Annotated in this window: 9 protein-coding genes; 5 read left to right on the top strand and 4 right to left on the bottom strand. The window is 72.6% G+C overall.

Annotated elements, in window-relative coordinates; all coding sequences use genetic code 11:
* Nucleotides 1-292 precede the first annotated feature (292 nt).
* Entirely contained in the window at nucleotides 293-1,135 is an 843-nt protein-coding gene (locus tag AB0H28_RS27195; RefSeq protein WP_358045967.1) for a hypothetical protein, read from the bottom strand.
* Between the two features lie 55 nt (nucleotides 1,136-1,190).
* Nucleotides 1,191-1,379 (bottom strand): hypothetical protein, encoded by a 189-nt coding sequence (locus AB0H28_RS27190; protein ID WP_358045980.1) that lies wholly within the window; start codon nucleotides 1,377-1,379, stop codon nucleotides 1,191-1,193.
* Between AB0H28_RS27190 and AB0H28_RS27185 the strand changes: the two genes are divergently transcribed.
* A complete protein-coding gene (locus tag AB0H28_RS27185) occupies nucleotides 1,378-2,106 on the top strand; it encodes a hypothetical protein (RefSeq protein WP_358045964.1) in 729 nt (242 codons plus the stop codon). The genes AB0H28_RS27190 and AB0H28_RS27185 overlap by 2 nt on opposite strands.
* A gap of 40 nt (nucleotides 2,107-2,146) precedes the next feature.
* A complete protein-coding gene (locus AB0H28_RS27180) occupies nucleotides 2,147-2,536 on the top strand; it encodes a hypothetical protein (RefSeq protein WP_358045961.1) in 390 nt (129 codons plus the stop codon).
* 72 nt (nucleotides 2,537-2,608) lie between these two features.
* On the opposite strand, the gene AB0H28_RS27175 is transcribed toward AB0H28_RS27180, so the two are convergent.
* Nucleotides 2,609-4,117: an APC family permease gene (locus AB0H28_RS27175; RefSeq protein ID WP_358045958.1), complete on the bottom strand. Its 1,509-nt coding sequence runs from the start codon at nucleotides 4,115-4,117 to the stop codon at nucleotides 2,609-2,611.
* A gap of 197 nt (nucleotides 4,118-4,314) precedes the next feature.
* On the opposite strand from AB0H28_RS27175, the gene AB0H28_RS27170 reads away from it, so the two are divergent.
* The gene (locus AB0H28_RS27170; RefSeq protein ID WP_358045955.1) at nucleotides 4,315-4,968 is read left to right on the top strand and encodes a GPP34 family phosphoprotein; all 654 of its coding nucleotides are present in this window, start codon (nucleotides 4,315-4,317) and stop codon (nucleotides 4,966-4,968) included.
* 39 nt (nucleotides 4,969-5,007) lie between these two features.
* Here AB0H28_RS27170 and AB0H28_RS27165 read toward each other — a convergent pair whose 3' ends face one another.
* Nucleotides 5,008-5,607, bottom strand: a complete 600-nt coding sequence (locus AB0H28_RS27165) for a GNAT family N-acetyltransferase (RefSeq protein ID WP_358045952.1) — start codon at nucleotides 5,605-5,607, stop codon at nucleotides 5,008-5,010.
* A gap of 186 nt (nucleotides 5,608-5,793) precedes the next feature.
* Here AB0H28_RS27165 and AB0H28_RS27160 point away from each other — a divergent pair, with 186 nt between their 5' ends.
* Both AB0H28_RS27160 and pulA read left to right on the top strand, forming a co-directional pair.
* A complete protein-coding gene (locus AB0H28_RS27160; protein WP_358045949.1) occupies nucleotides 5,794-6,477 on the top strand; it encodes a cellulose binding domain-containing protein in 684 nt (227 codons plus the stop codon).
* Nucleotides 6,478-6,620: 143 nt separating this feature from the next.
* Nucleotides 6,621-12,119, top strand: a complete 5,499-nt coding sequence (gene pulA, locus AB0H28_RS27155; protein ID WP_358045946.1) for a pullulanase-type alpha-1,6-glucosidase — start codon at nucleotides 6,621-6,623, stop codon at nucleotides 12,117-12,119.
* Nucleotides 12,120-12,149: the final 30 nt, after the last annotated feature.

Here is a 12,149-nt window from a genome sequence, read left to right as displayed (position 1 = left end):
CTGCCGGCGGCCCGAGGGGGCCGGGCTCCACGCGGTCTGCCAGGTATAACGCCCCGCCCCGGGCACCGATTCCGTCGCGCCGGTGACCCCCACCACGCCCCGCCGCGCCCGAAGCCGACAAACCCGACATGCCGCGCATTCGCCCGGCCGGCGCCTCGGTGGTGGACGTCGGCGTAGCCAGCCCACCCCGGCCGCGGCCACCCCGGATCGCGCGTCGTCCCGGCAGGCGGGCAACAACTCCCGACTGGCGAGAACGCCGGGGGCCACCGCTTCGGCGCACCGGGTTTACGGGTCAGCGAGCGGTGAGCAGGTCGAGCAGCGCGTCGCGGGCGGCGCGTACGGCGGCGCGCGACTCCTCGGTGTGGTCCAGGGCGTCGAATCCGTGCTGCCCGCTCGGCACGTCGAAGACCTGCACGGGCGTGGCGCGTCGGGCGGCGGCCACCAGGAACGCGTCGATGCCGGATGCCACCTCGGGTCGATCCCGCCCGACCCGGGTCAGCACCAGCGGCACCGCCCGGACCGCGCCCGCCGGGATGTCGGCGGGGCCGGTGCCGGTGGGGGCGGTCGGTGCGGCCGTCGCGGCAGCCCGATCCCCGACGGGGTCGGGTGAGCCCGGGACGGTGCCCCGGTGACCGGTGGCGTCGAGGGCGGCGAGGGGATGGAAGCGCGGATCGATCGGTGGCCAGTCGGCCAGGGGCGCCAGCAGTGGGTACGTCGCCGCGAGGCCCCGCAGCCAGCCGGGCGGGTCGCGGAGCCAGTCACCGAGCAGCAGGCCGGCGCCGGAGAAGAACCAGAGCGCCAACCGGTCGGGGTCGACGCGGGGGTCGGCGCGGAGCAGGTCGGCCGTGCCGGCGACGCGGGCGGCGACCGTGGTCAGGTCGTCGGGGCTCGCCACGGACAGTCGGGGGATCGCGGCCACCACGCCGCGTTCGGCGAGCAGGGCGCCGTAGCCCCGGTAGAGCGGCCAGTCCCGCGCGTCGGGCGCGTTCGGGGGGCCGGGGACGCCGTGCACCACCACGACCGCGGCGTGGCGGCCGTCGCCGCCGGGCAGGTGCAGGTCGACGTCGCCGTGCCGCCGCACCGGCGCGGGCGGCGGATCGAGAACAAACTGTGTCTCCCAGAAACTATTTCCCATCGGGCCGATGCTAGAGCAGCGCGCCGCCGCGCGCCGCCCCGGTGACACCGACCGATCAGGAGGACGACGCCCTGGCGTGCCGCTCGCGCAGCCGGTCCCGGATCTCCTCCGGGGTGTAGGCCCGACGTTGCCGTTCCGCCCGGGCCACGACCACGCCCGTCGCCGCCACGCCGGCCAGACCGGCCAGGCCGAGCAGCTTCCACCACCGCATCCGTTGCCGCATCGGCTTAGGGTAGTCCTCCATGAGCATCAGCCTGGACGAGGCAGTGGAGCTGACCCGCACCGGCGACCTGTGGGTGTTCCGGGGGCGCAGCGTGCCCGACCGCGCCATCCAGTTCACCACCAACAGCCCGGTCAACCACGTGGGCATGGCCGTGGTCCTGGACGACATGCCCCCGCTGATGTGGCACGCCGCGCTGGGGCGCTCGCTGCCGGACATGTGGACCGGCACCCGCCAGCGCGGCGTGCAGTTGCACGACCTGCGCGACGCGGTCTGCGTGTGGGCCAACCGGTACGGCCAGCGCGGCTGGCTACGTCAGCTCGAACCGCCCGCCGACGGGGCCATGGAGGAGGCGGTGCTGCGTACCGTGGCGCGTCTCGACGGCACGCCGTTCCCGTCCACCGCGCAGCTCGCCTGGCGTTGGGCCCGAGGTCGGGTGCCGCATCCGCGCTGGCGCCGGTCCACCTCGGACACCGGTGACCGCCCGGACGCGGGTCGCGGCTCGGACGACGGTCGCGCGCCGGGCCCCGCCAGCAGGCCCGACGGTGGAAGCCAGGTGCGTGACCGGGCGTTGGAGACGGCGTACTGCGCCGAGGTGGTGGCGGTGACCTACGAGGCGATGGGGCTGCTGCCGGCGGGGCGGCGGCCCAACTGGTACGACCCCGGGCGGTTCTGGAGCGGCGACGACCTGGCGCTGACCGGCGGCGCCCAGCTCGGTGCGGAGATCGAGGTCCGCATCCCGCCCCGCTGACCAGGTTTGCCGGGACGACGGGCCGGTAATGGAAGCCCTCGTGACGGCTTCCACCGACCTCGACACGCTCTCCGACTTCTTCGACCGCTACGGCGTGGCGCTGACCAGCGCCGACGTGCCGGCCATCGCGGGCTGCTACGCCCTGCCCGGGCTCGTGGTCGCCGACACCTACAGCTTCTCGTTCACCTCGCCGGCGGCGGTGGCGCTCAGCTTCGTCGGGGCCGCGCCCGACTACCAGGAGCGGGAGCTGATCGCCGCGAACGCGCAGATCGAGGACGTGCAGCAGGTCTCCGCGCTGCTCACCGAGGTGGCGGTGCGGTGGGAGTTCCTGGACAGCCGGGGCCGCGCGGTGCCCGGCGAGCGCTACCGCTACCTGCTGCGGACCACCGACGAGGGCCCGGTGATCTGCACCGTCATCCGCACCGCCTGACCCGCCGAGCGGGGTGTCGAGCGGGGGCCCCTCCTCTACCGGATGCGTTAAGAAGGGGCCCCGCCTTACTTCTCAGCGGTGGCTGGCGGCCCAGCGGTCGGTCTCGGGGGCTGAATGCAGGCCCGGCTCGTGCAGGCCCTCCTCGTCGAGCTGGCCGATCCGGCGGTAGGTGTCCGGCCGGCTGGTCCGCAGCACTCCACCCCAGATCAGGCCGAGCACACCGGCCACCACCGGGATCGCCGGGAGCAGCCACTTCAGGTAGCCCGCGGTGTCCGGCGCGAGCAGCGCGTCAAAGTTGAACAGCAGCACCAGCAGCACGGCGGTGAGCAGGACGGTGCCGAGCGCCGGGGCGATCGCCCGCTGCCAGGCCGACTCCGGGCCACCGCGGCCCCGGAAGAAGCCGACGACGGCGGCCGAGGTGAGCGTCATGAGCAGCACCACGCCGACCGCGGCCGAGCCGGACAGCCAGGTGAACAGGTCGATGACCGGGTCGCGGCCGGTCATCGCGAACGCCACGAAGACCACCACGGCCAGGATGCTCTGCATCACGGACCCGGCGACCGGGGCGCCGCTGCGGCTGGACGTCGCGCCGAGGAAGCGGGGCAGGACGTTCTCCCGGCCGAGCGCGAACAGGTAGCGGGCGACGCCGTTGTGGAACGACAGCAGGGCGGCCAGCACGCTGGTGATGAACAGGACGTTCGCGATGTCCGCGACGACCACGCCGGAGTATTGTTCGAGGGCGCCGAAGATGACGCCCGGGCCGGCCTCGATGCTGGCCTGCTGCGCGTTCTCCGGCCCGGTCAGCACGGTGAGGGCCCAGGCGGAGAAGGCGTAGAACAGACCGGTGAACGCGACCGCGATGTAGGTGGCCCGGGCCACGGTGCGCCGCGGGTCCTTGACCTCCTCGCTGTAGATCGCGCCGCTCTCGAAGCCGGTGAACGAGGCGATGGTGAACGCGAGCACCGCGCCGAACCCGGCGCCGAACAGGTGGCCGGGGTCGATGCCGGCGGTGGTGACGCTGCCGCCGGCCGGGTGGGCGAACGCGACCAGGTCGAAGATCAGCACTGCCACGCACTCGAGGACCAGCAGCACCGCGAGCACGCTGGCGTTCAGGTCGATGCGCAGCACGCCGAGCACGCCGATGAACACCCAGGCCAGCAGCGCCCAGACCCACCAGTCGAGGGTGAGCCCGGCCTTCGCGGCCATGAAGTCCTTCATGACCGCGCCGAACAGCCCGTAGAGGCCGATCTGGATCGCGTTGTAGGCGGCCAGCGCGACCGCCGAGCCGGCCACCCCGCCGGCCCGGCCGAGGCCGTTGGCGATGTACGCGTAGAACGCGCCGGCGTTCGCGACGTACCGGCTCATCGCGGCGTAGCCGGTGGCGAAGACGGCGAGGACGGCCGCGAGCAGCACGTAGCCCAGCGCTGCGCCGACGTTGCCGCTGACGGCGTACATGGTGGTGACGCCGCCGCCGAGAACGGTCAGCGGGGCCGACGCGGCGACGGTGAAGAAGACGAGATGGGCGGTGCCGAGACGGCCACGGCGCAGCCCACCGTCGGAGAAGAACGGATCGGAGGACAAGGCTTCTCCAGGGGAGGGGGAAGGGGTGTGAGATGTCTACTTCGGAACAGCCTGATGCAGGGTATTGGTGATCACTGATCGTCACAACCCCACTTCGATATCGATTGGGGTGCGCACGCTCGACCGGAATTGAGCTGTGCGTGGTCATGCCGTACCGTCCCGTGTCGACGATCACGGCCACCGTTCGAGGATGGACCATGACCTACCCCGGGGCACAAGCCACGTACCGGCTCGCCGATGCGCTGTTCCTCATCGGACACGACGAGTTCAGCGGCAAGCCGCACGTCGCCGTCGACCGGCTGGAGTGCGGGCTGGCCGGCGCCGCGCTCGCCGAGTTGATGTTCGAGGGCCGGATCGCCCTCGACGGCGGCGGCATCGCCGCGGTCGACCCGCGGTTGTGGCAGGAGCCGCTGACCGACCTGCTGATCACCGAGATCCTGCGCCGCGAGGGCGCGCATCCGGCCCGGCTGTGGATCCGCTACCTGCGGACCCAGTTGAACATCAACGAGCGGGTCGGCACCCGGCTGGTCACCGCCGGCGTGCTGCGCCGGGAGCAGGGCAAGCTGATCGGCCGGCAGGTGCGCTGGCCGGCCACCGACCCGAACCAGGCGGCGTCACCGCGGGTGCGGTTGACCGCCATGCTGATGCACTCGTCCCCGGCCGAGCTGGACCCGGGGACGCTGCTGCTGGCGAGTCTCGCCGAGGCGGTCGGGCTCGCCGCGCACATCTTCGACCCGCAGGTCGGCGGCCGGATGCGGGACTGCCGCCGGTTCCTGCCGGCACAGCTCGACGGGCTGCTCGCGGCGGTGGTGGGCGCGCTCGACGTCAGCACCACGACGGTACGCCGGTGACGTCCCGCCCCGGCGGGGCCGGGGCGGGACGGACGCCGTTCAGGCGGGTTCGCGCCACATCGGGTAGAGGCTGGGCCCGTCCGGCAGATCCAGCGTGACCGGCCGGCGCCGGAAGCCGAGCCGCTCGTACAGCGCGGCGTTGCGCGGCGTGCTGGCCTCCAGGTAGCCGGCCGCGCCAGACTGATCCAATTCGGTCAGCTTGTCGCGCAGCAGCGCCGAGCCGACGCCCGTGCCGTGGTGGTCCGGATGCACACCGATGAACGGCAGGTACCAGTGCGGCTCGCCCGGGTGGTTCGCGGTCATCAGCTCGTCGAGCATGGCGAAGCGCTTCGCCGCCTCCGGCCCGATCACGGCCTCCAGTTCGGCGAACTCGCCGTCGTCCGCGTCGTCGTGGTCGCCGCCGACCGGGAGCCAGAGCGTGGCACCCAGGCCGTCACCGGCCACGTGGACCTCGCCGGTCCGCAGCGCCAGCGCGACGAACGGGGCGAAGAAGGCGTGGTGGACCCGCGCCCGGTGGTCGTCCGCCGGGAAGATCCAGCCACTCACCGGGTCCCGCATGAACGCCTCGGCGAGGATCCCGGTCACGAGGGCGTGGTCCGCTGTGGACGCACGCCGGATGTTGCCCTGCCACTCCGTCATTGGCCACCCGTCCTGCCGCTTGCCGAGCCACTGTGGTCATCGATCGGCGTGCAACTTATCAGTTCGTTGAGTCTCCGGTCAGCTCCGCGCGGATCGCTCGCCGCACGCGGCGTTGCTGGCTAGGCTGGCGCAGTCCGCCGAGGCCGGGAGGGCAGCCGGGCGTCCCTGCCCGCCGACAGGAGGAACATGTCCCGCTCGCGTCGTGCCGTCCCGTCGCCCGGGTCCGCCGTCACCTCGTCGCCGTGGATCCTCGTCGCCGCCGGCGTGGTGGTGATGGTGGTGCTGCTGGTGGTGGCGCTCGGCGCGGTGCGGGAGCGGCGGACGTTCCCGGCGCAAGGGCTGACGGATCCGGCGATGTCGTTGCCGGGTCTGCCGGTCGTGCCGGCCACCACGCCCGCGCCGACCGGTGAGGTGCCGGGCTCGGCGGCGCGTCCGGTGACGCCCGGGCTGTCCCCCCGGTCGCCCGTGCTGCCCGCCCGGCCGACGCCGGCCACGTCGACCGGCGGCCCGCGCGGCGACGTCCGGCCGGCCCCGCCACCGCCGACCCCGGCGTCGGCGGTGACCGGGCGGTACGCGGTGGTCAGCACGTTCGACGGTGGCTTCATCGGCGAGGTGCTGCTGGTCAACGCCGGAAGCTCGGCGCGGGGCTGGACGGTGCGGCTGACCTTTCCGCGCGGGCGGCTGGTCACCGCCTGGGTGGAGGGCGCCGAACAGGGTCCGTTCGGCTTCGACGGCCGGGTCTTCACCTACCGCAGCGGCGTCGACCTGGCCGCGGGCGCGTCGGTGCCGATGCGTTTCCACTTCGAGCAGACCGGCACCACCCGACCGGACGCCTGCACGGTCGACGGCGCGACCTGCACCGGCGGCTGAGCCGCGCTCGCCCCGGCGGCCGGAATGCCGGCACCAGGCTTTGCAAGATGACTGCCGTGTTGCGACGCGGTTTGCAAGGTATTGCAGAATGTTTCGGCAAGAGCTAGCGTGCGGGCGAATCAGCGACCAGAGAAAGGCCGTCGATGAAACCGACGCCGATATCCCCCAAGGCGTTGCTCGCCCTGGTCTCCTCCCTCGTCCTCACCCTCGTCGGCGTGCCGACGGCCCTGCACCACCTGGGCGCCGCCAGCGCCGGGCGCGCCGCCACCCCCGACGTCCTGGCCGCCGGCAACGCCCCCCAGTGGGGCCGGGAACCGTCCGCCGAGGCGCTGCTCAGGGCCGGCACCAACACCGCGAAGGCGGAGCAGTTCTACTTCGTGCTGCCGGACCGCTTCGCCAACGGCGACAAGCGCAACGACACCGGCGGCCTGCGCGGCGACCGGCTCGCCACCGGCCTCGACCCGACGGACAAGGGCTTTTACCACGGCGGTGACCTCAAGGGCGTCATCGACAAGATGGACTACATCCAGGGCATGGGCACCACCGCCATCTGGCTCGCCCCGATCTTCAAGAACCGTCCGGTGCAGGGCACCGGCGCTGACGTCTCGGCCGGCTACCACGGCTACTGGATCACCGACTTCACCCAGGTCGACCCGCACTTCGGCAGCAACGCCGAGCTGAAGAAGCTGGTGGACCTGGCCCATCGGCGCGGCATCAAGGTCTATCTCGACATCATCGTCAACCACACGGCCGACATCATCCGCTACGCGGAGGACAAGTACGGCTACATCGACAAGAAGACCGCGCCCTACACCGACGCGCAGGGGCGGGCGTTCGAGGACCGCAACTACGCCGACGGCACGCGCAGATTCCCGGCGGTGAACTCGACGTCGTTCCCGTACACCCCGACGTTCGCCAGCCCGGCCGACGCGAAGGCCAAGGTCCCGGCGTGGCTCAACGACCCGACCATGTACCACAACCGCGGTGACTCCACGTTCGCCGGGGAGAACAGCGAGTACGGCGACTTCTACGGCCTCGACGACCTGTGGACCGAACGGCCCGAGGTGGTCCGGGGCATGACCGACATCTACGGGCAGTGGATCGGCAAGGCCGGCGTCGACGGCTTCCGGCTCGACACGGTCAAGCACGCCAACCTGGACTTCTGGCCGCAGTTCACCCGGGGCATCGACGCCTACGCGGCGAAGGCCGGCAAGAAGGATTTCTTCATGTTCGGCGAGGTCTACAGCGCCGACCAGGCGATCGAGTCGACCTACGTGCGGCAGGGCGGCCTGCCCGCCACGCTCGATTTCTCGTTCCAGGAGGCGGCGCGCGGCTACACCGCCGCCGACGGCTCGGCCAAGGCGCTCGCCGACGTGTACGCCAAGGACGACCTCTACTCCGCCCGGGACACCGACGCGAACCGGCTGACCACGTTCCTCGGCAACCACGACATGGGCCGGATCGGCTCGTTCATCGCCGCGGCCGGCGGCGACGACGCCAGCCAGCTTCGCCGCGACCAACTCGCCCACCAGCTGATGTTCCTCACCCGCGGCCAGCCGGTGGTCTACTCCGGCGACGAGCAGGGCTTCACCGGCCCCGGCGGGGACAAGGACGCCCGCCAGGACATGTTCGCCTCGCGCACCGCGGACTACCTCGACGACGACCTGATCGGCACCACCCGCACCCACGCCGCCGACCAGTACGACACCCGCCACCCGCTCTACCGGACCATCGCCGAGTTGGGCAGGCTGCGCGCGGCGCACCCGGCGCTGCGCGACGGCGTCCAGGTCACCCGGTACGCGGCCGACGGTCCGGGTGTGTTCGCGTTCTCCCGCATCCTGAAGACCGAGCGGGTGGAACACCTCGCGGCGGTGAACAACGCCTCGACCCCGCAGACTGTCACAGTGGACACCTGGTCGGCCGGCACCCGCTTCACCGGCATCTACGGCGACGCCGCGACCGCGACGGCCGGCGCCGACGGCAAGCTGACCGTCACCGTGCCGGCCATGTCGGCAGTGGTGCTCAAGGCCGACCGGGCGATCCCGCGGCCCGACGCGGCCCCCCGCATCACGCTCACCGAGCCGGGTGACGCGCCGGTGCCCACCCGGACCGCGATCACCGCGCAGGTCGAGGGCGACCCGCTGGCCACCGTCACGTTCGCCGCGAGGGTCCCCGGCGGGAAGTGGACGCTGCTGGGCACGGCCGACCGCGCCCCGTACACGGTGCACCACGACCTGACCGGCCTGGCCGGCGGCACCACTGTCGAGTACAAGGCGGTGGTCCGCGACGGCCGGGGCCGCACCGCCACCGCCCGCACCACCGGCACGGTCGGCACCCCGGCGCAGGGCGCGTCGCGGGACTGGGCGGTCGTGCACTACCAGCGCCCGGCCGGCGGGTACGACGACTGGGGGCTCTACGCCTGGGGCGACATCGACCCGGCGTACGCCACCGAGTGGCCGAAGGGGCAGCCGTTCGCCGGCGAGGACTCGTACGGCCGGTTCGCCTGGGTGAAGCTCAAGCCCGGCGCGAAGTCCGTCGGCTTCCTCGTGGTCGACTCCGACGGCAACAAGGACGTGGCGAACGACCGCACCATCGACGTGACGCAGACCGGTGAGGTCTGGGTGAAGCAGGGCGACGCGACGCTCTACCCGACCCGGCAGGCCGCCACCGGCGAGCCGGACCCGGCCGTCGACCAGGGCACCGCGGTCATCCACTGGCGCAAGGCCGACGGCAACTACGACGGGTGGGGCCTGCACCTGTGGGACGGCGCGGCCAACCCGACCGACTGGGCCGCCCCGCTGAAGCCGGAGAAGATCGACTCCTACGGCGCGGTGTTCCGGGTGCCCCTCGCGGCCGGCGCGACCGGGCTGAGCTACATCATCCACCGCGGCGACGAGAAGGATCAGCCGGACGACCAGCGGCTCGACCTGACCGGCGTCGGGCACGAGATCTGGCTGCTGGCCGGGGTCGCGGGCCGGCTGCTGCCGGCGACCAGCTCCGGCGCCGCCACCGACGTCGACCTCACCAAGCAGAAGGCGCAGTGGATCGACAGGTCCACGGTCGCCTGGGCCACCGGACCGACCGACGGCAAGCGGTACGCGCTCGTCGCCGCCCCGGCCGGCGGGATCGGCGTCGCCGACGGCGAGCTGACCGGCACGTACACCACGCTGCCGCTGCGGGCCCAGCGCAACGGGCTGACCGAGGCGCAACGGCAGGCGTACCCGCAGCTCTGGGCCCAGCACGCCTTCTCGCTGGACCGCGCCGATCTGGCCAAGGTGCCGGCGGCGCTGCGCGGGCAACTCGTGGTGACCGAGCGGGACGCCGACGGCGCGCTGCTGTCCGCGACCGGCGTGCAGATCCCCGGCGTGCTCGACGACGTCTACGCGGCGGCCACCCGGGCGAAGCTCGGCCCGACGTTCGCCGGCCGGGTGCCCACCCTGGCCGTCTGGGCGCCGACCGCGCGCAAGGTGTCGCTGCAACTGTTCGACTCGCCCACCGCGCAGCCGCGCACGGTGGCGATGAGCCGCAACGACCGCACCGGCGTCTGGTCGGTGCGCGGCACCAGGGCGTGGACCGGCCGCTACTACCGCTACCAGGTCGAGGCCTGGCAGCCGGCGGCGCAGCAGGTGGTCACCGCGTCGGTGACCGACCCCTACTCGGTGGCGCTCGCGCCGAACTCGACGCACAGCCAGATCGTCGACCTGAGCGACCCGGCGCTCGCGCCGGCCGGCTGGGCGAAGCTGCGCAAGCCGGCCGCGGCGCCGGCGTCGAAGGCGCAGATCTCCGAACTGTCGGTGCGCGACTTCTCCATCGCCGACAGCACGGTCCCGGCGGAGAAGCGGGGCACCTACCTCGCCTTCACCGACCCGAACACCGCCGGGATGAAGCACCTGCGGGCGCTCGGCGACGCCGGGGTCAACTACCTGCACCTGCTGCCGGCGTTCGACTTCGCCACCATTCCGGAGCGGCGCGCCGACCAGGCCCAGCCCGACTGTGACCTGGCGAAGCTGCCGCCGGACTCGGACCAGCAGCAGAAGTGCGTCGCGGCGGTCGCCGACACCGACGGCTACAACTGGGGGTACGACCCGCTGCACTACACCGTGCCGGAGGGCGGCTACGCGGTCGACCCGAACGGCGCGAAGCGCACCACCGAGTTCCGGCAGATGGTCGCCGGGGTGAACCAGGCCGGTCTGCGGGTGGTCATGGACGTGGTCTACAACCACACCTCGGCGGCGGGGACCGACGGAAAGTCGGTGCTCGACCAGGTGGTGCCCGGCTACTACCACCGGCTGCTCGACGACGGGACGGTCGCCAACTCGACCTGCTGCGCCAACACCGCCCCGGAGCACGCCATGATGGGCAAGCTCGTGGTGGACTCGCTGGTCACCTGGGCCAAGGCGTACAAGGTGGACGGGTTCCGGTTCGACCTGATGGGCCACCACCCGAAGGCGAACATCCTGGCCGTGCGGGCCGCGCTGGACAAGCTCACGCTCGCCCGCGACGGCGTCGACGGCAAGAAGATCATGCTGTACGGCGAGGGCTGGAACTTCGGCGAGGTCGCCAACGACGCCCGGTTCGTGCAGGCCACCCAGGCCAACATGGCCGGCACCGGGATCGGCACGTTCAACGACCGGCTCCGCGACGCGGTGCGTGGCGGCGGCCCCTTCGACGCCAACCCGCGGGTGCAGGGCTTCGCCTCCGGCCTTTTCACCGACCCCAACGGCGACGAGGTCAACGGCTCGGCGGCCGAGCAGAAGGCCCGGCTGCTGCACGCCCACGACCTGATCAAGGTGGGGCTCACCGGCAACCTGCGCGACTACCGGTTCACCGACACCTCCGGCAAGCGGGTCACCGGCGCCCAGGTCGACTACAACGGCTCACCGGCCGGCTACACGGCAGCGCCGGGCGAGGCGGTCACCTACGTCGACGCGCACGACAACGAGATCCTGTACGACGCGCTGGCGTACAAGCTGCCGCCGGGCACCTCGGCGCAGGACCGGGCCCGGATGCAGGTCCTCGCGCTGTCGACCACCGCGTTCGGGCAGGGCACCGGATTCGTCGCGGCCGGCTCGGAGCGGCTGCGGTCGAAGTCGCTGGACCGCAACTCGTACAACTCCGGTGACTGGTTCAACCAGATCCGCTGGGACTGCACGCAGGGCAACGGGTTCGGCGCCGGCCTGCCGCCGGAGCAGGACAACAAGGACAAGTGGCCGTACGCGAAGCCGCTGTTGGCCGATCCGAAGCTGGTGCCGGGCTGCGCGGCGATCGACCTGGCCGACGCCCGCTACGCGGAACTGCTGCGCATCCGCCGGTCGTCGCCGGTGTTCGGGCTGCCGACCGCCGAGCAGGTGCAGAAGCGGGTCGCGTTCCCGCTGTCCGGCGAGAAGGAGACCCCGGGCGTGCTCGTCATGACCCTGGACGCCCGCGGGCTGGGCGGCACGTGGAAGTCGGTGACCGTCGTCTTCAACGCCACCCCGGAGACGGCGAAGCAGACGGTCGCCGGCCTGCGCGGGGCGGACGTGGCGCTGCACCCGGTGCTGCGGAACTCGGCCGATGAGGTGCTGCGGACGGCCTCGTTCGACCGGGCGGGCGGAACCTTCACCGTCCCGGCGCGCAGCGTGGCGGTCTTCGTCCAGAGCTGATCCCGCACGCGGACCGGCCCCCCTGCCACT

The organism is Micromonospora sp. NPDC050980, from assembly GCF_040653835.1.
Taxonomy (GTDB): Bacteria; Actinomycetota; Actinomycetes; order Mycobacteriales; family Micromonosporaceae; genus Micromonospora.
The sequence above is the reverse complement of the archived record's forward strand: the minus strand, read 5'-3'. Positions and strand labels throughout refer to the sequence as shown.

Coding starts and splice junctions, on each gene's coding strand:
- AB0H28_RS27195 (WP_358045967.1), bottom strand. CDS start 1,135: ATGGGAAATAGTTTCTGGGAGACACAGTTTGTTCTCGATCCGCCGCCC.
- AB0H28_RS27185 (WP_358045964.1), top strand. CDS start 1,378: ATGAGCATCAGCCTGGACGAGGCAGTGGAGCTGACCCGCACCGGCGAC.
- AB0H28_RS27190 (WP_358045980.1), bottom strand. CDS start 1,379: ATGGAGGACTACCCTAAGCCGATGCGGCAACGGATGCGGTGGTGGAAG.
- AB0H28_RS27170 (WP_358045955.1), top strand. CDS start 4,315: ATGACCTACCCCGGGGCACAAGCCACGTACCGGCTCGCCGATGCGCTG.
- AB0H28_RS27165 (WP_358045952.1), bottom strand. CDS start 5,607: ATGACGGAGTGGCAGGGCAACATCCGGCGTGCGTCCACAGCGGACCAC.
- AB0H28_RS27160 (WP_358045949.1), top strand. CDS start 5,794: ATGTCCCGCTCGCGTCGTGCCGTCCCGTCGCCCGGGTCCGCCGTCACC.
- pulA (WP_358045946.1), top strand. CDS start 6,621: ATGAAACCGACGCCGATATCCCCCAAGGCGTTGCTCGCCCTGGTCTCC.